Origin of the sequence: Dorea hominis (genome assembly GCF_014287705.1) — a bacterium.
In the GTDB taxonomy this organism is placed as follows: domain Bacteria; phylum Bacillota; class Clostridia; order Lachnospirales; family Lachnospiraceae; genus Dorea_D; species Dorea_D hominis.
Genome location: NZ_JACOOY010000009.1, coordinates 81254 through 107266, shown reverse-complemented (window position 1 = coordinate 107266; position 26013 = coordinate 81254). Strand labels below are relative to the sequence as shown.

21 protein-coding genes and 1 riboswitch are annotated in these 26013 nt (G+C 41.0%); of the genes, 18 read left to right on the top strand and 3 right to left on the bottom strand.

Annotated elements, in window-relative coordinates:
• Positions 1–60 precede the first annotated feature (60 nt).
• Together H8S07_RS08635 and H8S07_RS08630 are read left to right on the top strand one after the other, a co-directional pair.
• Positions 61–1920: an acyltransferase family protein gene (locus H8S07_RS08635; RefSeq protein ID WP_207722412.1), complete on the top strand. Its 1860-nt coding sequence runs from the start codon at positions 61–63 to the stop codon at positions 1918–1920.
• A 144-nt stretch (positions 1921–2064) separates the two neighbouring features.
• Entirely contained in the window at positions 2065–4233 is a 2169-nt protein-coding gene (locus H8S07_RS08630; RefSeq protein WP_186855871.1) for a hybrid sensor histidine kinase/response regulator, read from the top strand.
• Between the two features lie 96 nt (positions 4234–4329).
• Here H8S07_RS08630 and H8S07_RS08625 read toward each other — a convergent pair whose 3' ends face one another.
• Positions 4330–5745: an APC family permease gene (locus tag H8S07_RS08625; RefSeq protein ID WP_186855870.1), complete on the bottom strand. Its 1416-nt coding sequence runs from the start codon at positions 5743–5745 to the stop codon at positions 4330–4332.
• 273 nt (positions 5746–6018) lie between these two features.
• Here H8S07_RS08625 and H8S07_RS08620 point away from each other — a divergent pair, with 273 nt between their 5' ends.
• Both H8S07_RS08620 and H8S07_RS08615 read left to right on the top strand, forming a co-directional pair.
• Positions 6019–7323 carry an MFS transporter gene (locus H8S07_RS08620; protein WP_186855869.1) on the top strand — a complete coding sequence of 435 codons (1305 nt, stop codon included), beginning with the start codon at positions 6019–6021 and terminating at the stop codon, positions 7321–7323.
• 14 nt (positions 7324–7337) lie between these two features.
• Positions 7338–9386: a CocE/NonD family hydrolase gene (locus H8S07_RS08615; protein ID WP_207722411.1), complete on the top strand. Its 2049-nt coding sequence runs from the start codon at positions 7338–7340 to the stop codon at positions 9384–9386.
• A 161-nt stretch (positions 9387–9547) separates the two neighbouring features.
• Here H8S07_RS08615 and H8S07_RS08610 read toward each other — a convergent pair whose 3' ends face one another.
• Both H8S07_RS08610 and H8S07_RS08605 read right to left on the bottom strand, forming a co-directional pair.
• Entirely contained in the window at positions 9548–10204 is a 657-nt protein-coding gene (locus H8S07_RS08610) for a TetR/AcrR family transcriptional regulator (protein WP_186855868.1), read from the bottom strand.
• Positions 10205–10310: 106 nt separating this feature from the next.
• On the bottom strand, positions 10311–10982 hold the full coding sequence (locus tag H8S07_RS08605; RefSeq protein WP_186855867.1) for a TetR/AcrR family transcriptional regulator: 672 nt from the start codon (positions 10980–10982) through the stop codon (positions 10311–10313).
• 296 nt (positions 10983–11278) lie between these two features.
• Between H8S07_RS08605 and H8S07_RS08600 the strand changes: the two genes are divergently transcribed.
• The 14 genes from H8S07_RS08600 to H8S07_RS08540 all read left to right on the top strand — a co-directional run bounded on the left by H8S07_RS08600 (position 11279) and on the right by H8S07_RS08540 (position 26008).
• Positions 11279–12607 (top strand): bifunctional folylpolyglutamate synthase/dihydrofolate synthase, encoded by a 1329-nt coding sequence (locus tag H8S07_RS08600; protein ID WP_330598543.1) that lies wholly within the window; start codon positions 11279–11281, stop codon positions 12605–12607.
• Positions 12608–12680: 73 nt separating this feature from the next.
• Complete coding sequence (gene folE / locus H8S07_RS08595) at positions 12681–13238, top strand: GTP cyclohydrolase I FolE (protein WP_118660636.1); 558 nt, start codon at positions 12681–12683, stop codon at positions 13236–13238.
• Between the two features lie 50 nt (positions 13239–13288).
• The gene (locus H8S07_RS08590) at positions 13289–13780 is read left to right on the top strand and encodes an HD domain-containing protein (RefSeq protein ID WP_186855878.1); all 492 of its coding nucleotides are present in this window, start codon (positions 13289–13291) and stop codon (positions 13778–13780) included.
• Positions 13777–14592: a dihydropteroate synthase gene (gene folP, locus H8S07_RS08585; RefSeq protein WP_021860921.1), complete on the top strand. Its 816-nt coding sequence runs from the start codon at positions 13777–13779 to the stop codon at positions 14590–14592. The genes H8S07_RS08590 and folP overlap by 4 nt, the downstream gene beginning before the upstream one ends.
• 103 nt (positions 14593–14695) lie before the next feature.
• The gene (folK, locus tag H8S07_RS08580; RefSeq protein WP_118660640.1) at positions 14696–15550 is read left to right on the top strand and encodes a 2-amino-4-hydroxy-6-hydroxymethyldihydropteridine diphosphokinase; all 855 of its coding nucleotides are present in this window, start codon (positions 14696–14698) and stop codon (positions 15548–15550) included.
• A gap of 72 nt (positions 15551–15622) precedes the next feature.
• Entirely contained in the window at positions 15623–16123 is a 501-nt protein-coding gene (locus tag H8S07_RS08575; RefSeq protein ID WP_186855866.1) for an NUDIX hydrolase, read from the top strand.
• A gap of 234 nt (positions 16124–16357) precedes the next feature.
• A riboswitch (glycine riboswitch) is annotated at positions 16358–16468 on the top strand.
• Between the two features lie 80 nt (positions 16469–16548).
• A complete protein-coding gene (locus H8S07_RS08570) occupies positions 16549–17796 on the top strand; it encodes a serine hydroxymethyltransferase (protein WP_186855865.1) in 1248 nt (415 codons plus the stop codon).
• A 342-nt stretch (positions 17797–18138) separates the two neighbouring features.
• Positions 18139–18444 (top strand): hypothetical protein, encoded by a 306-nt coding sequence (locus H8S07_RS14460; RefSeq protein ID WP_021860916.1) that lies wholly within the window; start codon positions 18139–18141, stop codon positions 18442–18444.
• Positions 18445–18584: 140 nt separating this feature from the next.
• A complete protein-coding gene (locus H8S07_RS14455; protein WP_021860915.1) occupies positions 18585–18779 on the top strand; it encodes a hypothetical protein in 195 nt (64 codons plus the stop codon).
• Positions 18780–18905: 126 nt separating this feature from the next.
• Positions 18906–20465, top strand: coding sequence for a glycosyltransferase family protein (locus tag H8S07_RS08560; RefSeq protein ID WP_186855864.1), 1560 nt, complete (start codon positions 18906–18908; stop codon positions 20463–20465).
• Positions 20453–22672, top strand: a complete 2220-nt coding sequence (locus tag H8S07_RS08555) for a glycosyltransferase family 2 protein (protein WP_186855863.1) — start codon at positions 20453–20455, stop codon at positions 22670–22672. Before H8S07_RS08560 ends, H8S07_RS08555 begins: the two co-directional genes overlap by 13 nt.
• A 19-nt stretch (positions 22673–22691) precedes the next feature.
• Positions 22692–23837, top strand: a complete 1146-nt coding sequence (locus tag H8S07_RS08550; protein ID WP_186855862.1) for a glycosyltransferase family 2 protein — start codon at positions 22692–22694, stop codon at positions 23835–23837.
• A 1-nt stretch (position 23838) separates the two neighbouring features.
• The gene (locus tag H8S07_RS08545) at positions 23839–24816 is read left to right on the top strand and encodes a glycosyltransferase family 2 protein (RefSeq protein ID WP_186855861.1); all 978 of its coding nucleotides are present in this window, start codon (positions 23839–23841) and stop codon (positions 24814–24816) included.
• A complete protein-coding gene (locus tag H8S07_RS08540) occupies positions 24797–26008 on the top strand; it encodes a glycosyltransferase family 2 protein (protein WP_186855860.1) in 1212 nt (403 codons plus the stop codon). Before H8S07_RS08545 ends, H8S07_RS08540 begins: the two co-directional genes overlap by 20 nt.
• The last annotated feature ends 5 nt before the right edge of the window (positions 26009–26013 follow it).

Sequence of the window (26013 nt, the reverse complement as noted above, 5' to 3'; positions counted from 1 at the left end):
TTATAATCAATAGATAAAACGACAACATACGAAAGACAGCATACGAATGAGGAAAAGAAAATGGAAAAGAAAATACAGAAAAAGAGAAAGTATATCAAAGAAATTGACGGATTAAGGGCACTTGCTGTAATCATGGTTCTGGCATATCATCTGAAGATGCCATTTGCGAAGAGCGGGTTATTGGGAGTAACCGTATTTTTTGTAATATCCGGCTACTTGATCACAGGAATTCTGATAAATGAGATAGAAGAAAGCGGCGGCGTAGATCTGAAGAACTTCTGGCTGCGGCGAATCCGAAGACTGCTGCCGGCAGTACTCTCCATGGCAGTTGTGATGATCTTCGTCAGCGCAGTCGTGAACCGAGTTGTATTTACGAAAGGTTGTAATGATTTGTTATCCGCGGTGTTTGGATATAACAACTGGTGGCAGATTTTCAGAAAAGTATCCTATTTTGAAAATGCAGGAGCGCCTTCTCCATTTACCCACTGCTGGTCATTGGCGATTGAGACACAGTTTTATTTGATTTATCCAATCCTTTTGATTCTGTTATCGAAGGCAAGAAACAGAGGAAAAATATTTGCGGCAGTCACAGCAGTGCTTGCGATGATCTCAGTAGTATTGATGGGCGTACTCTACAGCCCGGACGGAGATCCGAGCCGCGTATATTATGGAACAGACACAAGAGCATTTTCTCTTCTGATCGGAGCGTTGGCTGCGATCCAGAAGGAATATCATATTATAAAGGTAAAGCTGCGGGGAAAACTATGGGCAGTGATCGGAAGTATTTCTGTATTGATCCTGATCGGAATGATGATGCTCATCAGCTCCTACAGCAGTTTCTTATATTATGGAGGTCAGGCAATCGTATCTGTCCTGGCGGCATTTGTCGTATATGCAGTGACAGTAAGCAGAAGCCTTTTAAATATAATATTAGGCTCCAGCATACTGAAATGGATCGGAGACCGCTCTTACAGTATTTATCTGTGGCACTATCCGATTATTGTGCTGATGAGCGGCGGAAAGAGAGCGGCATGGTGGATTGTGATTTTAGAAGTAGTCTTAAGTGTGGGGTTTGCAGAACTTTCCTATCGTTTTATTGAGACACCGGTCCGTCATGGGATCATCGGAGAATATATCGGAATCATCAACAGCAGACCGCATAACAGAAGAGAACGTCACAGACAGATCCAGGTGGCACGGAGAAGTCTTAAGGCGATGGCAGCAGTATTAGCCACAGGACTTGCATTAAGCTTATGTATTGCATTTGTTCCGAAGAAGACAACACTGGATACGGTAGCAAAGCGTGAAAAGAAAGCAACCGAAGTAACAAAGCTGACGAATCAGAAATTAAAAGAACAGAAAGCAAAAAAGACAGCAAAGACCAGCAAGAGTACAATGACGGATGAAGAACTACTGAAAAATGTACAGATGCTGCTGATCGGTGATTCCATTACTGTAGATGTAACAGATTATTTTTACAAAGTACTTCCAAACAGTATCAGCGATACGAAGATCGGACGTTCTACCCTGACAGGAGTGAAAGTATTTGACGAATACCAGACACAGAAGAAATGGGACGGCGATGGCGTGATCTTTGCACTTGGAACAAATGGTCCAATGTACGATACACTTGGACGAATAAGACAGAAAGTCGGAGACAAACCACTGTTCCTGACCACTGTCCATGCTCCGAAGGAAGATTTTGAGAGTTCTAATAATGAAGAAATCCGCAAGTTTGTCAAAGAACACGAGCATACCTATCTGATCGACTGGTATACGGCAAGTGCAGATCATCCGGAATATTTTGACCAGGACGATACACATTTGCTTCCGAAAGGGGCAGAAGCTTATGCACAGTGCATCAAAGATGCTGTTTTAAAGGCAATGCGCGCGGAAGAAAAGGTGAATGATAAAGTATAAAGCCTTCTTGCGAACCGGCGCCTGACAGGGTATACTGACTCTAACTATAGATAAATATTCAGACTGCCATAGCATTTTTAAAGGCATGGCCAACGGTAAGTCCGGCAGTTTATTTTGCGGCTGGAGAGCAGGGAGAAGGCGCATATGAAGATAAGGACAAGTCATAAAAAGTATTTTTATATTGAGCTGACCATTATTTTGATGATAATTATAGGAACTGTATTATACTGGTACAGCTCCAGTGTTCAGGACCGGTCAGCCAGACAGAGTTTCGTCATTCTGGATGAATCAAGAGATCAGTTAGGGCAGATGATCACGAATGAGATGGAGAATGAACAGGAGCATCTGGAGGCAGCGTCCAGTCTGCTAAGAGATCTGCTCCCGGAGCATCAGAAGAACCAGCAGGAGATCTTAAAGATTATGAACGCATCCAGTGCGGAAAATGCCTACACGCACTGGGAGATCTGTTTTCCGGATGAGAGTGGCGTGCGAACAAATGGAGAAACCTTTAAGTTGCTGCCGAAGTATTCGTTCAGGGATCGTGTTAAAAAGGGTTTCACAGTATCGGAGCGCAGAACATCATTGAAAGACGACAAGACGCAGATCATCATGCTGTCGAATCCTATATTTAAAGATGGAAAATGTGTTGGAATCATATCAGCAGTTATTGAACTGAAAGAGTTTGCAAGAGCATTTCACAGCAATATCTATGGCCAGCAGGCAGATATCATGCTGTTTGAAAGAGAAAGTGGGGATGTGCTGATCAATTCCTGGGAAAGTACACTGGGAAATATGAAGAACGGTGGAAAACGCAGTATCTTAAGTGCAGCAGGCGGCTATGACTGGACGACGATTACAGAGAATTATAATAAAGAGAAAAACGGACATGCAGCATTTATGTCACAGAAGAAAGGCGAGACGGTCTACTTCTCTTATGCAAAGATTGGATACAGTGACTGGGAACTTCTGTTATTTGTGCCAGGTTCTGTCTGTATGCAGACCGCAAATGCAAACCGGGCGACAGCATATCTGGCATTCACAGTGATAGCGGCAGCGGTGTTTGGTTTCTTTATCTTGATTACAATGGGAGAACGGAAAAGACAGCGAATAAATGAAGCGCGTTCAAGAGAACTGAGCGCAGCGCTTAAGAAGGCAAATGAAGCGAATGTGGCAAAATCCAGATTCCTGTCCAGAATGTCTCATGATATAAGGACACCGTTAAATGGCATTATCGGTTTCCTCGATCTGTTTGAAAGCAGAAAGGAAAGTCTGGAAACGCTGGAAGTACAGAGCAGAAAAGTGCGGGTGGCAGCAGAACATCTCCTGTCGCTCATCAACGATATTTTGAATATGAGTAAGCTGGAAAACAATAAGGTTGAATTGTCTCATGAAGCATTTGATATCCGCCAGCTTGCAGAGGAGATTCTGTCGATCACACAGATCCGTGCAGAAGAGGTGGGCATTACGATCCACTATGAAGACTGCGGAAAGAATATCCGCCATCCGTATATTTATGGAAGTCCGCTGCATGTACGCCAGATTTTTGTAAATATATTGAGCAATGCGATTAAATATAACAAGCCGGACGGAGAGATTTTTGCGAAAATAGAGAGCAAAAAATGTACGGAAAAGAAGATTTTTTATACCTGTACGATTACAGACACAGGAATCGGTATGAGCAGAGAATTTTTGCAGCACCTGTTTGAACCGTTTGTGCAGGAGAAGGTTGATGCGAGAAGTGTTTATTATGGAACAGGGCTTGGAATGGCAATTGTGAAATCGCTGGTTGACATGATGCACGGAATGATCAATGTGGTCAGCAGACCGGGTGAGGGAACGACTTTTGAAGTGACGATTCCATTTGACATTGCAGAAAAAGAAGATCTGGAAGGATATGTAAAACGAAAAGAAGAAGTATCGATAGAAGGTGTGAAGATCCTGCTTGTGGAAGACAATGACCTGAACCGTGAGATTGCAACTACACTGTTGAAAGAACAGGAAGCAGAGATTACAACAGCTGTAAACGGTGCAGAAGCAGTTGCAGCATATGAACAGGCACCGGATGGAACTTTTGATGTGATTCTGATGGATATTCTTATGCCGGTAATGGACGGACTGGAAGCAGTCAGAGCAATCCGAGCACTTGACCGGAAGGAGGCAAAGACGATTCCGATCATAGCACTGACAGCAAATGCATTTGCAGAAGACATCCGCAAGAGTAAAGAAGCAGGAATGAATGCACATATTTCCAAGCCAATACAGTTAGATAAGATGGTCTGTGTAATCGCAGGACTGGTGCATGAAAGCAGATAAGAATCATGATAAATGAATTAAAATAATCAAAGAATAACAGAAGCCCTGTGCAATCATCTGCACGGGGCTTCTGTTGGGAAAGGTACTCTATATTAATTATTCGATAGGTTCTACTTTGTTTTTCAATCCGGAACGTTTCCACAGATATAATCCGGATAACAGTACGAGAAGACCACCGCCGATCATCTCAATTTCATATACGATGTTGTCATGCATGTTGCCCATAACCGGGAATGCAGATGCTGCGATAGAAGCAACACATACAACCAGTTCAATCCAGCCGATTGCGACACCAAGAGAGCGACTCTTTGTCATTACATATAATCCTTCTTCTTCTTTTTTCTGCTTCTTAATCTTGATATATGCAAGATAGAGAAGTACATATGGGAAGAGAGAAGTTAATGCGGTCATTGTTACAAGTACATTGTAAATGGTATCAACACCAGGAAGAAGAGCAACTGCTGCAAGCAGAACAGAGATGATCACTGCCTGAAGGATAATTGCTTTCTCCGGAATACCATGTTCGTTAGTATTTGTCAGTTTCTCCGGGAAAATACCTTTTTCAGTATTACCGAAGAGGATCTTGATTGGGAATCCAATATAAAGGATCAAAGCTCCGATGACGGATAAGGTAATTCCGGCTGCAACAATCTGTACGAAGATATGAGGAATTCCAAGCAGATCACAAGCACGGGTAAGACAGTCCAGGATACCGGTAGAAGCCTGGATTTCTGAAGTAGGAAGAATACTTGTAATAGCAACAGAACCCAGTACATATAAAATACAGATCAATGTAGCGGCGGTAATGATCGCCTTCGGGAAGTTTTTCTTCGGATTTTCAATCTCTGTTACATATGTAGCTGAAATCTCAGCTCCTGTGTAAGCAAAGATGATACCGGAGATTGCAACCAATGAGTTTCCGTTTAACTTCGGTGTCATAGAAGCAACGGTATATGTAGAAGCACTTGGCGCTTTTTTCAATACAACGACTGCCAGAAACGCCATACCGATCATAAGGATCGTAGGTATGGTAGATCCCAAAGAACCGACGTTGGTAAAAAATTTACCAAAGGACATTCCTTTCATACTGAAGAATGATAATACCCATATAACGACGAGTGATAAGATAAGTACAAACATCTTGCTGTTAGCAAGATCCGGGTTTCCTAACATATAAGACAGATTGATCGCCAGGAATGTCAGGAATGAAGCAAACCAGAACAGCTTGGCTGTCCAGTTCAGCCAGGAGATAAGAAATCCATATTTTGTACCGAATGCGATCTTTACCCATTCACCAAGACTTCCGTCAGATGTATACGCAGCAGCAAGCTCTGCACACATCAGTGCCTGTGGTACGAAACACAGAAACATAAATATAACCCATGATGGAATACCGGCAAGCCCAAGTCCAAAACTGTCGGCAGTTGATTTCGCAATCCAGCGAATACCATAAATCGCTGATACATTCATTAGAACAAGTTCGCCGAATTTTATCTTTTTCGTAGTTCCCATTCTTTACCCTCCTTAAAGAAAAAATATAAATTGTGTGTTAATAAACCTTGCGCTAGTAGTAATTGTCTGAAAAACAATAAGCAGAGTATTTCTTTGCTGACATTATAACAGCACATAGCATAATAATCAATAGTGAAAATGCGATCATTATTAAAATATAATCATGATTGACAAAAATAAGACGACGTAGTATAGTGTAGTCAAAAGTAGAGTGTGAGTATTTCTTAAAGCAAATGATTTATAATTTTGATGAAAGAAATGAGGAAAAGTAAAATGAGTAAAAAGTCAGCATTAAAGAAGAATTTTCTGACCGTTATCTTATTAGCACTTGCCGGTTCCATTATTTACGGACTTCCTTACTATCGCTTCTATTATTATGATAGTTACATGCAACTGTATCATCTGTCCAATGTACAGATTGGTATGCTGGGAAGTGCTTACGGATTCCTTGGAATGTTATCCTATCTCCTTGGCGGCGTAATGGCAGATAAGTTTAATGCCAAGAAAATGGTTGTTTTCTCTCTGATCGCAACAGGAGCCTGCGGATTTTTACATCTTCTTACAGGACAGTTTTATGTATTGTTAGCGATTTATGTAATCTGGGGTCTGACATCTCTTCTGACTTTCTGGCCTGCATGTGTGAAAATGGTTCGTATGCAGGGAAATGCCAGTGAGCAGAGCCGTACATATGGAATATTTGAAGGAACCAGAGGCGCCTTCAATGCCGGACATCTGGCGATCGCAACAGCGATCTTTGCAGTATTTCAGGCAAAATCAATGCCGGCTATGGGAATCCACGGTGGCCTTATATTCTATTCTGTGACACCGATCATTTTAGGAATTTTATTTATTTTCATATTAAAAGATCCGGCGAAGATGGAAGCAGAGGTTGCAGCAGATGAAGAAAATAAAGATGCAAAACCACAGAAGAAATTCGAGTGGAGTGATGTCATCAAGATTTTGAAAATGCCTGCAGTATGGATGGTCGTAGTTATGGTATTTACAAGCTATACATTCAATATGTCTACGACATACTTTAATCCATATGCTACAAACATTCTAGGAACAACAGCAGTTGTGGCTGCCGTTATTACGACATCCACACAGTATATCCGGCCATTTTCCACAATTTTTGCTGGCTTTCTGGCAGATAAATTCGGAAAGAGTACATTTATGGCGATCGGTTACATTATGATGATGATCGGTCTTGGTCTGGTAATGTTTGCCGGTCAGTTAAGCGGAACAACAATGGGTGTTGTAATGATTGCCGGAATTGTTATCATGTATATCGGAATGTATTTTTGCTTCGGACTTACCTTCTCTTTTCTGGAAGAGGGCGGTGTCCCGATGGAACTTTCGGGAACAGCTACCGGTGTGATCTGTACACTTGGATATTTGCCGGAGGTCATTGATTCCCTGATTGCCGGTAAGATTCTTGATACTTATAAAGGAATCGGCGGATATTATATTTATTTTGTATTTATGCTTGCCATGGCAGTGATCGGACTTATCTTTGCGGTCATCTGGGGCAAAACATATGGAAAACGTTATAAAGAGCAGCAAGCTGCCAAAGAATAAAGGAGGACAAAACAATGGCGAAAGTAGAACCAAAAGCAAAACAGGTCATGAAAAAAGAGGATTTCCCATATGACTGGGACGTAATCGAGAACACATGGATCCCGATGCCGGACGGATGCAGATTATCCAGTCGTATTTGGCGCCCAAAGACGGACAAACCGCTTCCGACTATTTTCGAGACGCAGCCATACCGTAAGCGTGACGGTATGCGAGGCCGTGATGAACCAATGTATGGATATTTCGCAGGTATGGGATACAATGTAGTGCGTGTAGATATGCGTGGTGCAGGCGAATCTGATGAGTGCTTTTACGATGAATATCTCAAGCAGGAGCAGGATGATGCAGTAGCAAGTATCGAATGGATCGCAAAACAGCCTTGGTCAGACGGTAATGTAGGTATGATGGGTAAATCCTGGAGTGGATTCAACTCCTTACAGGTTGCAGCCAGAAGACCAGAGCCATTGAAAGCTATTATCTGTGTTGGCTTCGTTGATGACAGATATGTACAGGATATTCATTATAAAGGCGGATGCCTGTTAAATGATAACTTCTGGTGGGGCAATATTATGCTTGCTTACATGTGCCGTGCAGTTGATAAAGAGATGAAACCGGATACATGGAAAGAAGAATCAATTAAAAGACTGGAAGAAATGCCACTTTGGCCAAAGAACTGGCTGGAACATCAGACAAAAGACGATTACTGGAGACATGGTTCTGTCGGAGAAAACTATGCGGATATTCAGGTCCCAGTATTCGCTTTAGATGGATGGGCAGATTCTTATACAAACAGTGTACTGACATTGATGAACGGACTTAACGTTCCAAGAAAAGCAATGATCGGACCATGGGCACATGTATTTGCACATGACGGAGCACCGGGACCGGCTATCGATTTTCTTGGTGAAGCAACCAAATGGTGGGATAAATGGCTCAAAGGGATTGATAATGATGCAATGGACTGCCCACAGGTACAGGTATGGCTGGAAGACAGCATGAAACCAGAAACCGTGCATCCGGTCAGCAATGGGCGCTGGGTAGGCCTGGACAGCTGGCCGTCAGCAGATGTTGCAATGAAAACATTGTCTATGACATATGGAAAATTACAGGAAGAGGCAAATACAAAAGAAGAGATTGTAGATCTTTGCACATTACCGAACCACGGACTTCTTGCAAATGAGTGGATGGGCGCAGGTGTTCCGGGAGAAAGTCCGGCAGACATGCGTGTAGATGATGGTATGGCAATGGTATTTGATTCTGATGTTCTTGAAAAAGAAGTAGAAATCGTTGGATATCCGGAATTTGAAGTAGAATTTACAAGTGACAAACCAAATGCATTTATGTATGCAGAACTTTGTGATATTCATCCGGACGGAGCAGCAACAAGAGTTTCCTATGGACTTATGAATCTGACTCATCTGGAAGGACATGATAAAGTTGTTTATCTGGAGCCAGGCAAGAAGTACAAAGCAAAAGTAGAGCTGGATGTATGCGGACATAATTTCCCGGCAGGACACAGAATCCGTCTTGCTATTGCAAACTCCTTCTGGCCAATGATCTGGCCTTCACCAGAACTTGCAACTTTGAAACTGGATCTGTCTACAGCGAAGTTTGCACTTCCGATCTTCAGCGGAAAAGATATTGAAGGACCAAGCATGCAGCCGAAGTGCGCACCGCTTACGCCGATGACAACGTTATCACCGGGGCATGTAGACCGTGAAGTACATTACGATCTGATCACAGATACATGGACATCTATTACCAATGGTGTCGGTGGTGTATTTGGAGAAGGAATCTACCGATTTGATGATATCGGAACTGTTGTAGAGCATAATCTGAAACGTGAACTTGTTATGAGCAATAAAGATCCACTGTCAGCTTCCTATACAATAACACAGAAGATGAAGAACGGAAGAGAAGGCTGGCTGACAGACTGCGATATTGTTGTAACACAGACAGCGGATAAAGATTACTTCTATCTGAAAGGAAGTATGGATGCTAAGATCAATGATGAGAAAGTATTCCACAGAGATTACGATGAGAAAGTAAAACGTAACGGATTATAAAAGACAAAGATAGTTAAAAGACATAAAATCCCCTCTGATATTAACCATAAAAACTGCCGGCAGTGAAGAACTGTCGGCAGTTTTTAAACTTGCTGATCGGTAGGTATATAATAATAAAAGCCTCCATAAGGAGGCATAATATATGTTATATAAAATATATATCAGCAGGAACGTGATAAAATATATGAAATATAATGATTCATCTTAGCTGTGTATTCTGGAATATTAACAGAATCCTTTGATTCTTCCAAAAGACAACAATGCAATAATTGATGATAAGCACTGATGATCAGCTCACTGATCGTTTCAAGTTCATCCAGTGGACGTCCCTCTTCTACTAGCAATTCGCGAAGTGGTAGCAAATTGCGATTTCCGAGTTGGTAGTCGGATAAAATCGGATAAAGCACATCTCCTACCGGAGGAAGTTCTTCCGGGAATAACTGATAATATTCATCACAGATTGCAGTAAGCGAACTACTGTGTTTATTAAAAAAAATCTGATGAAATGCGTCAGGATGTGCGAAAGAAATCTGACAGAAAATCTGCCACATGACATAGAAGCGTTCTTTTGCGGTATGACACTTTTTTAGCTCTTTTGCAACGGAGTTGTTATAAAGACTCAGATATTTTAAACAGGCATACAGAACTACGTGATCCAGGTCATCAAAATAATTATAAAGCGTTGCATTATTATAACCGGCACCATCAGCGACCTTGCGAAGCGTAATTCCTTGCATGCCTTCAGCTGTCATAATATCCTGGGCTGATTTGATAAAATAAGTTAGCATTCTTTTTTTCTTTAATTCCATATATGCCATAGTTTCCTTCCACTTTTTCTACTTTAAGTATAACATTGAAAGAACGGAAGTTTCAATAGAAATATAATCAAAATATAAAAAATAAACACTGTTTATTTTTAAAAAATTATACATTGTCTGCCGGTGAATGTAAGACAATAAATTTCAGATAATCCAGCATACGTTCCACATAATCCGTAATGGAATAAGCAGTGTGTGTTTCAAGCTGTATCAGACAGTTATTTAATAATTGATGATAAGCTGCAACACATAATTCATTCATCAGTTGCAGGTTGTCTGTAGGACGGTGCTCTTCTTCCAGATAAGGCTTTAAAACCAGTGTGTTACGTGTGTTAAGATCATACCCGGAGAGAATGGGATACAGATGACTTGCAGCATCGGTTCTCTCTTCGGGAAATACTTCATAATAACGTTCACAAATCTGAGGTAGTGTATTACTGTGTTTATTAAAGAAAATCTGATGAAAAGCTTCCGGATTTTCAAAAGAAATTTCACAAAAAATTCGCCAGGAAAGATAGAATTTTTCTTTTGCTGAATTACAATCTGTCAGTTGTTCATTGAGTGCCTGATTATAAATTTGTAAGTATTTCAGACATGCGAATAAAACCAGCTGATCCAGATCTTCGAAATAATTGTAAAGTGTAGCAACATTATAGCCAGCACCCTGTGCAACCTTACGAAGTGTAACACCGGAAATACCATCCTCTTTGATGATGTTCTGCGTAGAACGAATGAAATAAGATAACATCCTGCGCTTTTTTAAATCTTTATTTGTCATGATATCCTCTCAAGTTTTGGGTATATTTTTATATTTATGATACGTGCAGATTATGTTGTACTGTGTGTACATTTATAACCCTATAACAGTGTTATTATACTGTAGTTTATTAAGAGTTGGCAAGGTATACAAAACGAATTCCAACAGATTTGTAAAGAAATTTATATGAATTATAGACAAAAGAGAAAGTGCTTATTAATAAAAATGATACTATAGGGCAGTGATTTTTCTTGAGAGAATGAAAGGTTAGTGCTATTATGAAGAGGTTAGAACAATTTCAGAAAGGAAATAGAAACGTGACTTATAAAGAAGCAAGGGTATATCTGGATGCGATGTCCAGATACGGAAGTGTACTTGGCTTGGATGCGATTCGGGGACTGCTTGAGGAACTGGGGAATCCACAGGAGGATTTAAAGTTCATTCATATTGCCGGAACAAACGGAAAAGGATCTGTGCTTGCGTATACTTCAACAATATTAAGTAAAGCAGGATACAGGACAGGACGATATGTTTCACCGACAGTGCTCTCCTATCGTGAGAAGATTCAGGTGGATGGAGAATGGATCTCCGAAAACGAACTTACAGAGTTGACGGAAGAGATAAAAGAAGCGATTGCCGGATTAGAAACAGCAGGTGCACCGATACCGACGCTGTTTGAAGTTGAGACGGCAATGGCTTTTTTATATTTTAAGAAAAAAAGCTGTGATCTGGTTGTGCTGGAATCCGGACTCGGCGGAAGACTGGATGCAACGAATATTGTAAAGACAACTGTGTTGGCGGCATTTGCAACAATCAGTATGGATCATATTGGGATTTTGGGAAATACAATCGAAGAAATTGCAGCAGATAAATGTGAGATTATTAAATCGGGATGTAAAGTTGTGTCTGCAAAACAGAAGCCGGAAGTGAAAAAGATACTGGAAGAAAAGGCAGAAAGAACAGGCTGCCCGTTTACGGAGGCAAAACCGGAACTTTTGATAATACAAAAAGAAACATACAAAGGAATGGATGTAGAAACACCGGATTTTGGAAACCTTCATAGCGGACTTACAGGTGAATATCAAAAAGAAAATCTGGCAACAGCGCTGGAGATAGTTTGTGCGCTTCGAAAAGAAGGATACAAAATACCGGAAGAAGCTGTGCAAATTGGTGTGGCAGAGACAAAGTGGCCAGGAAGATTTACCAGTCTGCGGGAGAATCCACCTTTGATTGTTGATGGCGCACACAATGAAGATGCAGCAAAAAAGCTCGCTATATCAATAAGACGATATTTTCCGAATTACAGGATCCACCTGGTCATGGGCGTTTTTAAAGATAAAGAATATAAAAAGATCACAGCATTGTTGTGTCCGGACGCAGAGTGTGTATATGCGATTCATCTTCCGAATGAAGAACGCACATTATTGGCAGGAGTGCTTGCGGAAGACGCAGCGAAATATTGTGAGAACGTAATTGCATTTGAAAAAGCAGACGCACATAGTGATTTGGAAGAGGCATTGAAGACTGCATATAGAAATGCAAAAAAAGAGATAGAAGAGAATCAGAAATCCGTTGTGATTGCCTGCGGTTCTCTATCTTATCTGGGAGATGTGATTCAGATTGTGGAAACATGGGATAAAGCATGAAAGTGATATATTTGCAGAAAACAACATTTTTGATAGAATAAAACAGATAGTAGAACTATAGAGGGAGAGAAACATGATCGATCATGAGAAAATAGAACAGGCAGTCCGTTTATTACTGGAAGGTATGGGAGAGGATATAACAAGGGAAGGCCTTAAAGATACACCGGACAGAATTGCCAGAATGTACGAGGAAATTTATGGCGGAATGGACGAAGATGCAGGAGTCCATCTGGCAAAAACATTTACCGTAGACAGCAGCGAAATGGTTATCGAAAAAGACATCACATTTTATTCAACCTGTGAACATCATCTGCTTCCGTTTTATGGGAAAGCACATATCGCTTATATTCCGGACGGAAAAGTTGTAGGACTTAGCAAACTGGCACGAACAGTAGAAGTGTTTGCAAGAAGGCTGCAGTTACAGGAACAACTGACCGGACAGATTGCCGATGCGCTGATGCAGTATATGTGTCCGAAAGGCGCAATGGTTATGGTAGAAGCAGAGCATATGTGTATGACAATGCGCGGCATTAAAAAGCCGGGAAGTCAGACCGTGACAATTGCAAGAAGAGGCGTATTTGAAACCGATCCGACTCTGGAAGAGCGGTTCTTCCGGATGCTTGGGAAATAGATGAAATGATGAAGATGAAGTCAATGGAACATGCAGAGAAAGAACAGAAGATGGAACGACTAAATACAGTACTCAGACATCCGTTATATCAGCAGTATTACGAAGAACTGAGAGAAGAAGAAAGAGACAGGATCTTCTGCTGTCATCAGATGGAACATTTGTTAGATGTAGCAAGAATTGCATATATTCGGAACTTAGAAAACAATCTTGGATATTCGAAGGAATTGCTGTATACGACAGCGATTTTACATGATATCGGAAAAACATTGCAATACAAAGAAAAGATTCCGCACGAGATTGCCGGAGCGCAGATTGCAGAGAAAATTCTGGATTCACTGCCAGAGGCAGTCGCCTATACGGAAGAAGAAAAAAAAGAAATTTTGACAGCTATCCGTGGGCATCGCAGGGAACGAAAAGATATGACAAAGTTGGAAAGACTTTTATACGAAAGTGATAAATGTTCCAGAAATTGTTTTGCCTGCCCAGCGAAAAAAGAATGTAACTGGAGTGAAGAAAAGAAAAACAGGGAGATACAGATATGATCATCGGGAAAAAAGAGTTTGATATTAAAAATGAAACGTATGTAATGGGAATTTTAAACGTAACGCCGGATTCATTTTCGGATGGAGGAAAATATAACGGTATGGATAGAGCGCTTGCACATGCAAAACAGATGATAGACGAAGGTGCTGCGATCATTGATGTAGGGGGCGAATCGACAAGACCGGGGCATGTACAGATTACGGAGGATGAAGAGATTGCAAGAGTAACACCGGTTATCGAAAGACTGAAACAGGAGTTTGCTGTTCCTGTTTCCATCGACACTTACAAGAGCAGAGTTGCCGAAGCGGCACTTCAGGCGGGGGCTGATCTGGTGAATGACATCTGGGGATTAAAATACGACCCGAAGATGGCAGGAGTGATTGCAAAGTATGATGTGGCATGCTGCCTGATGCATAACCGGGAAAAAGCAGAATATACAGATTTTCTGACGGATTTCATGACAGATATGGAGGAGTGTGTGACACTTGCAAAAAAAGCAGGTATTTCAGAGGATAAGATTATTCTTGATCCGGGTGTAGGATTTGGAAAAACTTATGAGATGAATCTGGAAATCATTGATAAAATGGAATGCCTGAACAAGCTCGGCTATCCGGTACTTCTCGGTACGTCGCGCAAATCTGTGATCGGACTTACTCTTGATCTTCCGGTAGAAGAAAGAGAAGAAGGAACGCTTGTTACAACTGTATATGGTGTACAGAAAGGTTGTGCGTTTGTGCGTGTGCATGATGTACAGAAAAATCTTCGCGCAATCCGCATGACGCAGGCAATTATGCGTGAGCATGAAGTGTAAAATATGGGAAACAGGTAGCTGATTAGGACAATAATACTCATGAAGTTTTGCAAACAGGAAAGCAGACTGGCAGAAAGAGTGACAGGTGTGAGGAATAATAATTATGAAATATATAAATAAAAAAACAAGTCAGGATTATGACCAGATAAAAATTACAGATCTGGAAGTATTTGCCAATCACGGTGTATTTCCGGAGGAAAACAAACTGGGGCAGAAATTTCTTGTGTCAGCAGTGCTTTATACAGATACAAGAAAAGCCGGGAAGACAGATGATCTGACGGCATCTATCCATTACGGTGAAGTCAGTGCATTTATCACAAAATATATGAAAGAACATACCTACCAGTTGCTAGAACGGGTGGCAGAAACCCTTGCGGAAGAGATGCTTAAGAGCATATCGGGACTTTGCAAGATCGATCTGGAGATCAAGAAACCATGGGCACCGGTAGGACTTCCGCTGAAAACAGTCAGTGTTAAAATTTCGCGCGAATGGCATACAACATATATCGCACTTGGCTCTAATATTGGTGACAGTGAAACTTATCTGAATGAAGCAGTCGAAAAAATAGGACAGATTCCTACTTGTACAGTTGAAAAAGTTTCTTCTTATCTTGTAACAGAGCCTTACGGAGTGACAGATCAGCCGGATTTTTTAAATGCATGTCTGAAACTGCGGACGCTATTATATCCGGAAGAATTGTTAAAAGAATTAAACCGGATCGAGAAAGAAGCGGGCAGGGAGCGGATTATACACTGGGGACCGAGAACACTGGATCTGGATATTCTGCTGTATGATGACATCGTACTGGAAGAAGATGATCTCTGTATTCCACATGTTGAAATGCACAAAAGAAGCTTTGTGCTGGAACCATTGGCCGAAATTGCACCGTACAAACGCCATCCGGTATATGGAAAAACAGTGCGGGAAATGTTAGAGGAAATTCAGGCACAGTTATAGTATAATAAACAGGGGCAATGAGGCAGAGAAACTGCAGACAGTAATATCAAGACAGAAGAAGGAGGCAGAAGAATGGAACTTTGGGATATTTATGACAAAGACAAAAATCCAACCGGTCGCACGATGAAGAGAAATGACTGGTGCTTGAAAGATGATGAATATCATCTGACAGTACTTGGAGTAGTTGCAAGACCAGATCACACGTATCTTATCACAAAACGTGTAATGACAAAAGCGTGGGCACCGGGATGGTGGGAAGTATCCGGAGGCGCAGCACAGGCAGGAGAAACTTCGGAAGAAGCTGTTATACGCGAAGTGAAGGAAGAGACAGGGCTGGATGTAAGGAATGCGGAAGGTGGATATTGTTTCACATATCACAGAGAGAACCCGGGAGAAGGAGATAATTACTTTGTAGATGTTTATCGCTTTGTTCTGGATATTGACGAGAGTGATATACATTTACAGGAAGAAGAAACAGCGGGATACCGTTTCGCGACAAAGAAAGAAATTGAAAATCTTGCCGGAGAAGGCATTTTCCTGCATTATGACAGTATCAAAGAAGTTTTCAGATAGATTATCTATAAAATTGATAACTCTATAGATATAATAAATACACAAAAAAATGATAAAAAAATAACTTATTTTGTAATTATTGACGAAAACAAAAGCATTGTGTATACTAAGGGCAGTTGATAAGTCGGCAGATGAATTCGTGAGATACCGTATGGATAAAGAACAGGGGCTAGGCTTTATCCGAAACGGAGCCGAAGGGGTAGGCAGAAACTCTCAGGTAAAAGGAATGGATTCGGACGACACTCTGGAGAACAATATTTTTAATTGTACCGAAGAAGTAAACTGGCAGTTATATGGGGGAAAAACGATCAGCAATCTTTCAGGTAAAAGGACAGAGGCAGACAAAAGATCTTTAGTAAATGAAGCAAAGGTTTTTTGCCTGTTTTTTATTGGGGGAAACAGGCGTATCGAAGGAGGACAATAAGATGAACAGAATTGAAGATGTAACAAATTATATCAAAGAGTATGATGACGAAGTTGGAAAAGCACTGGAGCTGGAACTTGGAAGACAGAGAAGAAATCTCGAACTGATTGCTTCAGAGAATATCGTAAGCCCTGCGGTTATGCTCGCAATGGGAACAGTCCCAACAAACAAATATGCCGAAGGATATCCGGGAAAACGTTACTATGGTGGATGCGAAGACGTAGATATTCTGGAGAACATTGCAATCGAACGTGCGAAGAAGTTATTTGGCGCAGAGCACGCAAATGTACAGCCACATTGCGGAGCAAATGCTAATACAGCAGTTTATCAGGCACTCATCAAACCGGGTGATACAGTTATGGGACTGAACCTGGCACATGGCGGACATCTGACACATGGTTCACCGGTAAACTTATCAGGACTCTTGTATAATTTTGTACCTTATAATGTAAATGATGAAGGATTTTTGGATTACGACGAGATTCGTAAGATTGCACATGAGTGCAAACCTAAATTAATTGTAGCAGGAGCCTCTGCTTATCCAAGAGAGATCAAATTTGATGTTTTCGCTGATATCGCAAAAGAAGTTGGCGCATATCTGATGGTTGATATGGCTCACATTGCAGGACTGGTAGCAGCAGGACTTCACCAGAGCCCGGTTCCATATGCAGATGTTGTAACAACAACAACACATAAGACACTGCGTGGACCAAGAGGTGGACTGATCCTTTGCAAAGAAGAGCATGCAAAAGCAATTAACAAAGCTATTTTCCCAGGAACACAGGGAGGACCGCTTGAGCACATCATCGCTGCAAAAGCTGTATGCTTCGGAGAGGCTCTGAAACCAGAATTCAAAGAGTATCAGCAGCAGGTTGTTAAGAATGCAAAAGCACTTGCAGATGCTATGGTAGCAGAAGGATTTAACCTTGTAAGTGGTGGAACAGATAACCATCTGATCTTAGTTGATCTTCAGAATATGAACATTACAGGAAAAGAATTACAGAATCGTCTGGATGAAGTATATATTACTGTTAATAAAAATGCAGTACCGAACGATCCTGCAAGCCCGTTTGTAACAAGCGGAGTTCGTATCGGAACACCTGCAGTTACAACTCGTGGACTGAAAGAAGAAGATATGAAGACAATTGCAAAACTGATCAAGATGACAGTTACAGATTTCGATACAAAAGCAGATGAGATCCGTGAAGAAGTTAATAAGATCTGCACAAAATATCCGCTGTATGAATAAGAGCTGAAAACGCTTCATAGATGAATGGAATAGATCCCTTACTCAATTATAAACAGAAAAGTCCGGTGCGTTATGGAGAAGCACCGGATTTTTCTGTAGCTTTTTTCGCACCGCTGTGATAAAATACATCTACAACATATGTTGATTCATAAAAATCTAAGAGTACTTAATTTCAAAAAAATCAAAAACCATTATCAAAAGAATATCAAAACATATTCAAAAGGTTCGAGTCGAACAGGAGAATCCCAACTAAATTTACTTTCTAGCATATTAATAGAAAAGGGCGGACTGTGTAGATGTAGACGATTTTTCACTAATCCGTTATACTTAAGGAGGAAACATATGATTAAAAACGAAAAAATAAATATGGAAAATGATGCAATGCTTCAGAAGAATCAGGGTGGGAAGAAAGGTCGTACATTGAAAGATCTTAACTTGATGGACGATTTCCTGTTTGATGTTGCAACAGAAGATTTGGAAACATGTAAGACAATTATTGAGTTTGCAACAGGAAAAAGATTAAAAAGCTTGCGCTGGAAAGAAGGACAGAAAGTAATACATAATCTGCCGGGAAAACGAGGAATCCGTATGGACTTTGTTGCAGAAAAATATTCCTTAACACGAACGGAACAAATGCCGAAGAAGTAGAGCCGGAGCTAGTGGATTTTCTGCATTATATTACAGAAAGCAATGATACAGGATTGCGTGAAAACAGTGACCATCGGCTGAAGGACTTGCATCATAAAATTCAACAAATAAAAGCCAGCGATGAGATGGAGGCGAGTTTTATGAAAGCAGAGGAACGCGAAAGACTGATTAGGGAGAAAGGAAGAGAAGAGGGAAGAGAAGAGGGAAGAGAGGAAGGACGAAGACAAGTAGAATTGATAAAATTACTATTAGAAAAGAAACAGTATGATGACGCAAAGCGAGTAACGGAAGATGAAGAGTATTGTGAACAGTTATGTGAAGAATACAACATATAGATAATGCCTATAATAAAAAAAATCAATTAGACGGTCCGGAAAATGTTCTCTATAATTAATAAGATATAGAAAATGGAGATACTGTGTCTAAAATAAGAATCCAGAGGAGAAAGCGGTAAATCAGATATGGAAGATAGAAGAAAACTGGCGAACGGAAAAGAAATATGGGTCATCAAAGCCGGATTCCCGAATAATGCATCGAAGAAGAACTGGTCTGACTATTTTTTTGCCTGTACATTAAAAAAATATCTGAACAGAGCAGGCGTATATACAGTTATAGAATCCAGAGATGAATGGGAAAACGAAGGTGCAGCGGATGTTGTAGTTGCATTGCGGGGACCGGAAGCATATTATCCGGACAGAAGGGATCCGGATACCATTTACATTATGTGGAATTTAAGCCATCCGGACAGAGTTACGGTGGAAGAGTATAATGCCTATGACCTGGTCTGCATTGGTTCCGCAAAAGAAAAGTATCTGGAAGAGATCTGTAGGAAAGTGCAGGTTCCGGTACGTCAGTTGTTAATCTGTGCAGATATGGAGATCTTTCACCCGGCAAGAGTGGAGAAAGAAAAAAAATATGACTGGGTGTTTGTAGGTAATTCCAGAGGAATTAAAAGAAAAAGTGTTGTTTGGGCGCTGGAGCATCATATCCCGCTTAAGATATGGGGAAAAGGATGGGATAAGTTACTGCCGGAGCACGCCGATGCAGTCATGGCAGAGAACATTCCTAATTATATGCTGCCGGAATTGTACTGGGAGACGAAGATTACATTGAACGATCATTATGAAGACATGACGGAACATGGCTTCATGAATACTAGGATACTGGAAGCAATGGCATGTGGAGTTCCTGTTCTTTCCGATTATGTAGATATTATAGAAAAATTATTTGGAGATTCGGTACTGTTTTATACTAATGAAGAACAATTTGTAGAACAGGCAAAAAAAATACAGGTTGATTATCCTGCAATCCGGGAACGGGTAGAACAGATGTGGCAGGTGTTGCAAGAAGAATATTCCTTTGAAAGCCGTGTAGAGCAGCTGCTGACATTAAGAGAAGAATTGCAGGGAGAAAATCAAGGGATATTTGATATGTTTTATAAGAAGTTTGAGCAATTACAAAACGAAGCGGATACATTGGATTATGAGACATGGCATGATAAATATACAACAATAAAGGAAGCGTATATGCAGCTCCCGTGGATGGCGCAGAGGTCTGAAGAGCTTTTGGAAGATAAGAAGCGGATTCAATTTGAATCTTGCTTTCCGGGACTGAAAGAAAGAATAAAGGTTGCTGAAAGACAAAGAAGAGAGAGAACCTGGAAAGAGCAGGAACAGCATCTTCTTGATGAAACGGCTAAAAAAATAAAAGAAAATGACAAATTAAAAGAACGGAATCAATTTCTGGAAGAATGGAAAGACAGATTGGTGCGTGAAAGAACGGAGCTTCAGGAAAAGTTACAGCGGACTTATGAGGAAAAATCGGAGATTAACAGGAAATTGCAACAGACTTATAGTGAGAAATTCGACCGTGGTGTGGAAATTAAAGAATTAAAACAGATCAACAGAGAGCTGAAGAAGAAGATTGACGGAATCAAAGGATGTAAAACATACCGCCTTGCAAGATGCATAGGCTTCCCGGTCAGAATGTGGAGAAAATTGATAAGAGGATGGAAAAAGTAGGAAAAACAGACGTATCGGTGATTATGCCGGTATATAACACAGAACCTTATTTAAGAGAAGCGCTGGATTCGCTTCTTAAACAGACGAATCCGAATATAGAAATCATATGTGTGGATGATGGATCGACGGATGCCTCGGCTTCCATTTTGAAAGAGTATACAGAAAAGGATCCGCGTGTGCAGATACTAAGGCAAAATCATCAAGGCGCCGGAGCAGCACGGAATCTGGGAATGGAGAGTGCGCAAGGTGAATATCTGCTGTTTCTGGATGCAGATGATTTTTTCACAGATACACTTGTGGAAGAGATTGCCAAAAAAGGTAATAAAACAAATGCGGACGTGATTCTTTTTGGAGCAAGGAGGTATGATGATCTGACAGGGAGATCGGAGCACGTACCGCGTTATCTCTGGAGAAAATTACTGCCGGTACAGGAAGTGTTTTCGAGAAAGACCATGGAGGGGGAACTGTTTACACTGACAACACCTGCTCCGTGGAACAAGTCTTTCCGGCGAGAATATATTCAGGAGCAGAAACTTAAGTTCCAGAATCTTCCGAATAGCAATGATGTCTATTTTACATTAATGGCACTTGGAGCAGCGGACCGTGTGGCGGCTGTGAGAGAAGATCTGGTATATTACAGAGTCAATTATGGTGGAAGCCTGCAGAACAGAAAGGATCAGAACCCGCTTTGTTTTCTTGAAGCGTATGAATCGGTTTATAAAGAGCTGACAAGAAGAGGTATTTATGAAGAACTGGAGATAGGATTCTGCAATATGGTGGCATCCGGCTGTGTTTATAATCTCCGGACACTTCATTCGGAACAGGTGCGCCAGAAAGTGATCGATAAATTATGTTCGGACAGATTTCTGGATATGCATTTGTTGGAGCATGCGGATGAAGAATACGATATGCCTGAAAATATCAATTATCTGCGTGGACTTCCATATGCCAGAGAGGTGAGAAAAGAACGGGAACGCAGACAGAATTATGGAGCTATACGTTGCATAAAGGAAGGAAAGTCAACCGGGCATCCGGTAGTTACTGTTGTGATTGCCGCTTATAATGTGGAAAAATATCTGGAAGAGTGTCTGGACAGCATTACAGGACAGACTTTAAAAGAGTTGGAGATTATCTGTATTGATGATGGTTCCACGGATTATACACTGGGAATTTTGAAGCATTATGCAGAAGAAGATGAGAGAATTTCTGTATATACACAGGAAAACTGCGGATTGTCTGTGACAAGAAACAGAGGAATGAAAGCAGCATCCGGAGATTATATTTATTTTATGGACAGTGATGACTGGCTGGAACGGGAGGCACTGGAACAGCTTGCCGGAAGATGTCAGGAACATGATTTGGAAGTTTTATACTACGATGGCTGTGCGTTCTTTGAAGAGAAAGACATGGAGGATGTGCACAACGAATTTGACGGATATTACCAGAGAAAGGGCAACTATCCTGCTTGTTGTGATGGGAAAGAAATGTTTCAAAGGATGCAGAAAACAAAAGAGTACCGCACAAATGTAGGCATGCAGTTTTTTAAACGCCGGTATCTTGAGGAACATCATTTTGCTTTTCAGCCGGGGATTTTGCATGAGGATATAGATTTTACATTTATGACAATGCTGATGGCAGAGAGATGTGGATATTGGAAGAAGGAATTCTTCCACCGCAGAGTGCGATTGGGTTCTATTATGACGGCAAAGACCAGTTTTGAACATATTTATGGACTGATGAAGAGCTATGTGGCGATGGAACATTTTCTGGGAATCCATTCCATGCCGGAAGAGATGGCAGATGTCCTTTATGATACAATGCATACTGTATTATGGCGTGCGGCAAAACAATATTCCGAGATGCCGGAGGCACAGAAGTACGCATATGAAGGATTGTGGGGGCTGGATAAGATCCAGTTCCAGACGCTGGTGAGAGAGCATACACGGATCACGGAAAAACTGTTTCGGACATATAAGGAAAAATCCGAGATCAACCGTAAACTTCAGATCACATATGGAGAGAAATTTGACCGTGGAGTGGAGATTAAGAAGCTGAAAAAAGAACTTGCGGAAACCAGAAAAGAGCTTACAAAGACACAGAAAAAGCTGTCGGGCATCCAATATTCGGCTACTTACCGTGTAGCCAGAGTGATTGGATTTCCCATTCGTATGATACGCAAACTTTTCAAAAAAGCGAAGGAACAATAAGAAACGAGGAATTTGGAATATGAAGAAAGTATCGGTGATCATACCGGTTTATAATGTAGAAGAATATCTGGAAGAATGTATGGAGAGCGTGATTCATCAGACACTGAAAGAGATTGAGATTCTCTGCGTTAATGATGGATCAACGGATCATTCGCAGCAGATTCTGGAGCAGTATGCGAAAAAAGATGACAGGATCCGCATTATTTCACAGAAAAATGGTGGCTATGGGAAGGCGATGAACTGTGGACTGGATGCGGCGACCGGAGAATACATCGGCATTGTGGAGCCGGATGATTATGTTCCGTTAAATATGTATGAAGATTTGTATAGAAAAGCAAAAGAACAGAATCTGGATTTTGTGAAAGCTGATTTTTACCGTTTTGTAACCGCAGAGAATGGAAATAAAGAATTATATTATAATCATCTGAGTTTGAATCCGGAAGATTATAATCATGTGTTTAATCCGAGTGAAACACCGGATGCAATCCGCTTTATTATGAATACATGGAGTGGTATTTACAGAAGAGATTTTCTTGAACAGTATAAAATAAGACATCATGAGACACCAGGAGCATCTTTTCAGGATAATGGCTTCTGGTTTCAGACGTTTATCTATGCGAAACGTGCAATGATTTTAGATACACCTTATTATATGAATCGCAGAGATAATCCGAATTCATCCGTGAATAACCGTGAAAAAGTATATTGTATTAATCAGGAATATGACTATATTAAAGATATTTTAATGCGGGATGAAGCGTTGTGGAATCGTTTTCGTCATGTATACTGGTTTAAAAAATATCACAATTACCTCGGTACACTTTGGCGGATCGCAGAAGAATACCGCTATGAGTATCTGATGCGGTTCAGTGAGGAATTAAAAAGAGGAATTGCATTAGGAGATGTTAATCCGGATACATTTACAAAGAAAACATGGAATAACATTGAACGGATAGTGCAAGATCCGGAGCATTATTATAAAATGTGCGTGTATCCAAGAACCATCAATCAGCAGGTGTTCGAACAGATTACGAAGCTGGAAGAAGAAAATCAGGAACTTCGCCAAGAGATTAAAAAGATCAGGAGTTCCAAAACATTTCGTGTTGGAAAACTTCTCCTTGGAGCACCGAGTCTTTTAAAGAAGAAACTTCGTGGAGGCAGATAAAATGTGCAAAATATCGGTGATCATTCCGGTTTATAATGGAGAAACATATCTTGCGCAATGTCTGGACAGTATCATCGGACAGACGTTAAAAGAGATTGAGATCATATGTGTAAATGACGGATCGAAAGACCGGACACAGCAGATCCTTGAAAAATATGCGGAAAAAGACAGCCGTATCCAAATAATCAGTCAGGAGAACGGCGGCGCCGGAGCGGCGAGAAATGCAGGACTTCGCATTGCAAGAGGAGAATATTTATCCATTCTGGATGGAGACGATTTCTTTGAACTGGATATGCTGGAAAAAGCATATAAAAAAGCAAAAGAAAGTCGGGCAGAGCTTCTGGTGTTTGGATCAGATCAATACTACGAAACAACCGGCGAGTACAAAAGTGTGGCATGGACGATCAGGCGGCATGCACTTCCTCCATACCGCCCGATGAATTACCGACAGTTTACCGATAATGTATTCAAAGTATTTGTCGGATGGACATGGGACAAGCTTTTTCTTCGAAGCTTTGTAGAGGAACAGAGGCTTTATTTCCAGGAACAGCGCACATCAAACGATCTGCTATTTACCTTCCTTGCTATTGTGACCGCAAAGAATATAGAGATTCTGGATGAAGTACTCATCCATCAGCGCAGAGACAATCAGAATTCGCTGTCTAACACAAGAGAACAGTCATGGACCTGCTTTTATGAAGCACTTCTGGAACTTCGAGAGGAGTTGAAAAAAAGAGGACTCTATCATGAACTGGAGCAGGACTATATCAATTATGCATTGCATTTTTCGCTCTGGAATCTGGAGACGCTGAATGGCCCAAAGAAGAAAGAACTGTATCAGATATTAAAGAAAACCTGGTTTCACGAACTGGGAATAGACGGAAAAAAAGCGTTTTATTTTTACCAGAAGGGAGAATACCGCAAGTATCAGAATATTCGAAAGAAAAGCTGGAGAGTTTATGAACAGGAGCAGAGATAAGAACGAAGATAAAAAAATGATACAAGTGAATAATGTCAGAGAAGAGTCGGGAGAGCATGTGCCGAAGGTATCCGTGATCATTCCGTTTCATAATGCGCAGAGTCACCTGGAAGAGATGATGGATTCTGTAGAAGCGCAGACATTCCGGGAGATTGAGATTCTGTGCGTCAGTGACGGATCAGAAGATGACTCCATTAAGATTATACGTGAGCGCATGGAGAAAGATCCGAGAATTCATCTGATCGAGCAGGAAAAGCACAATGCCGGAGTTGCAAGAAACAAAGGTTTGGAATGTGCAGTGGGGAAATATGTTGTGTTCTGGGATGCAGATGACCGGTTTCATCCAAAAGCACTGGAGGAACTGTATCACAAATCCGAGCAGGTCCAGGCAGACATCTGTGTCTGTGAAGTGTGTGAATTTCGCGGGGACGGCAAATTATATGAAACAGGCGGATATCTGCAAAAAGATAAATTGCCGGAGAAAGATCCATTTAATAAATATGACATACCGGGGGATATCTTTGGCTTTGCATCGAACATGCTGTGGAATAAAATGCTTCGCAGAGCGTTCATTGTGGAAAATGAGATTACATTCCAGGATATCCGGCAGGGAAATGATACTGCATTTGTCATGCAGGCAATGTATCATGCAGAGCGGATTACAACGGTCAGTAAAGAGCTTGCTTATTATAGAATGAACAATCCAGGAAGTTTAACGTCACAGGCATCAGAGACATGGAAATGCCCATTTGAATCGTATCGTTATACATGGGAACAGTTGAAAAAGCAAGATGATTTTGCGTTGGTAGAGAAAAGTTTTCGCAATAAGATGATAAGAGGATTGTTTCGGTCTTTGAATATACAGACTTCTTTTGCCGCTTACCAAGAATTGTATGATTTTCTGAAAGAGGAGGGAATGCATGCGGTTGATCTGGAGGACGTGACAGAAGATATGGTAGAAGAACCATGGATGTATGCGGATCTCATGCGAATGAAGTCGATGTCGGCAGGAGACTTTCTTCTATGTAAAGCAACGGAACGGATGAATGACAGAGACCAGTTAAAATATACGCTTCGCAGGGTGCGCAGAAGACTGGCATTCCTACTGGCTCTTAATGAGAAAATAAAGCGATTAAAGAAGAAAATTAAAGGGAAATCTAAGAAAAGTATCGATGAAGAAGGAAACAGATAGAAAAT

Excerpts from the sequence above, each read along its gene's own strand:
- folP (WP_021860921.1), top strand. The coding sequence starts at position 13,777 with ATGATCATCGGGAAAAAAGAGTTTGATATTAAAAATGAAACGTATGTA.
- H8S07_RS08590 (WP_186855878.1), top strand. The coding sequence starts at position 13,289 with ATGGAACGACTAAATACAGTACTCAGACATCCGTTATATCAGCAGTAT.
- H8S07_RS08605 (WP_186855867.1), bottom strand. The coding sequence starts at position 10,982 with ATGACAAATAAAGATTTAAAAAAGCGCAGGATGTTATCTTATTTCATT.
- H8S07_RS08555 (WP_186855863.1), top strand. The coding sequence starts at position 20,453 with ATGGAAAAAGTAGGAAAAACAGACGTATCGGTGATTATGCCGGTATAT.
- H8S07_RS08610 (WP_186855868.1), bottom strand. The coding sequence starts at position 10,204 with ATGGCATATATGGAATTAAAGAAAAAAAGAATGCTAACTTATTTTATC.
- H8S07_RS14455 (WP_021860915.1), top strand. The coding sequence starts at position 18,585 with ATGAAAGCAGAGGAACGCGAAAGACTGATTAGGGAGAAAGGAAGAGAA.
- H8S07_RS08575 (WP_186855866.1), top strand. The coding sequence starts at position 15,623 with ATGGAACTTTGGGATATTTATGACAAAGACAAAAATCCAACCGGTCGC.
- H8S07_RS08625 (WP_186855870.1), bottom strand. The coding sequence starts at position 5,745 with ATGGGAACTACGAAAAAGATAAAATTCGGCGAACTTGTTCTAATGAAT.
- H8S07_RS08540 (WP_186855860.1), top strand. The coding sequence starts at position 24,797 with ATGAACAGGAGCAGAGATAAGAACGAAGATAAAAAAATGATACAAGTG.
- H8S07_RS08630 (WP_186855871.1), top strand. The coding sequence starts at position 2,065 with ATGAAGATAAGGACAAGTCATAAAAAGTATTTTTATATTGAGCTGACC.
- H8S07_RS08545 (WP_186855861.1), top strand. The coding sequence starts at position 23,839 with ATGTGCAAAATATCGGTGATCATTCCGGTTTATAATGGAGAAACATAT.
- H8S07_RS08550 (WP_186855862.1), top strand. The coding sequence starts at position 22,692 with ATGAAGAAAGTATCGGTGATCATACCGGTTTATAATGTAGAAGAATAT.
- H8S07_RS08620 (WP_186855869.1), top strand. The coding sequence starts at position 6,019 with ATGAGTAAAAAGTCAGCATTAAAGAAGAATTTTCTGACCGTTATCTTA.
- H8S07_RS08560 (WP_186855864.1), top strand. The coding sequence starts at position 18,906 with ATGGAAGATAGAAGAAAACTGGCGAACGGAAAAGAAATATGGGTCATC.
- H8S07_RS08635 (WP_207722412.1), top strand. The coding sequence starts at position 61 with ATGGAAAAGAAAATACAGAAAAAGAGAAAGTATATCAAAGAAATTGAC.
- H8S07_RS14460 (WP_021860916.1), top strand. The coding sequence starts at position 18,139 with ATGATTAAAAACGAAAAAATAAATATGGAAAATGATGCAATGCTTCAG.
- H8S07_RS08615 (WP_207722411.1), top strand. The coding sequence starts at position 7,338 with ATGGCGAAAGTAGAACCAAAAGCAAAACAGGTCATGAAAAAAGAGGAT.
- H8S07_RS08570 (WP_186855865.1), top strand. The coding sequence starts at position 16,549 with ATGAACAGAATTGAAGATGTAACAAATTATATCAAAGAGTATGATGAC.
- folE (WP_118660636.1), top strand. The coding sequence starts at position 12,681 with ATGATCGATCATGAGAAAATAGAACAGGCAGTCCGTTTATTACTGGAA.
- folK (WP_118660640.1), top strand. The coding sequence starts at position 14,696 with ATGAAATATATAAATAAAAAAACAAGTCAGGATTATGACCAGATAAAA.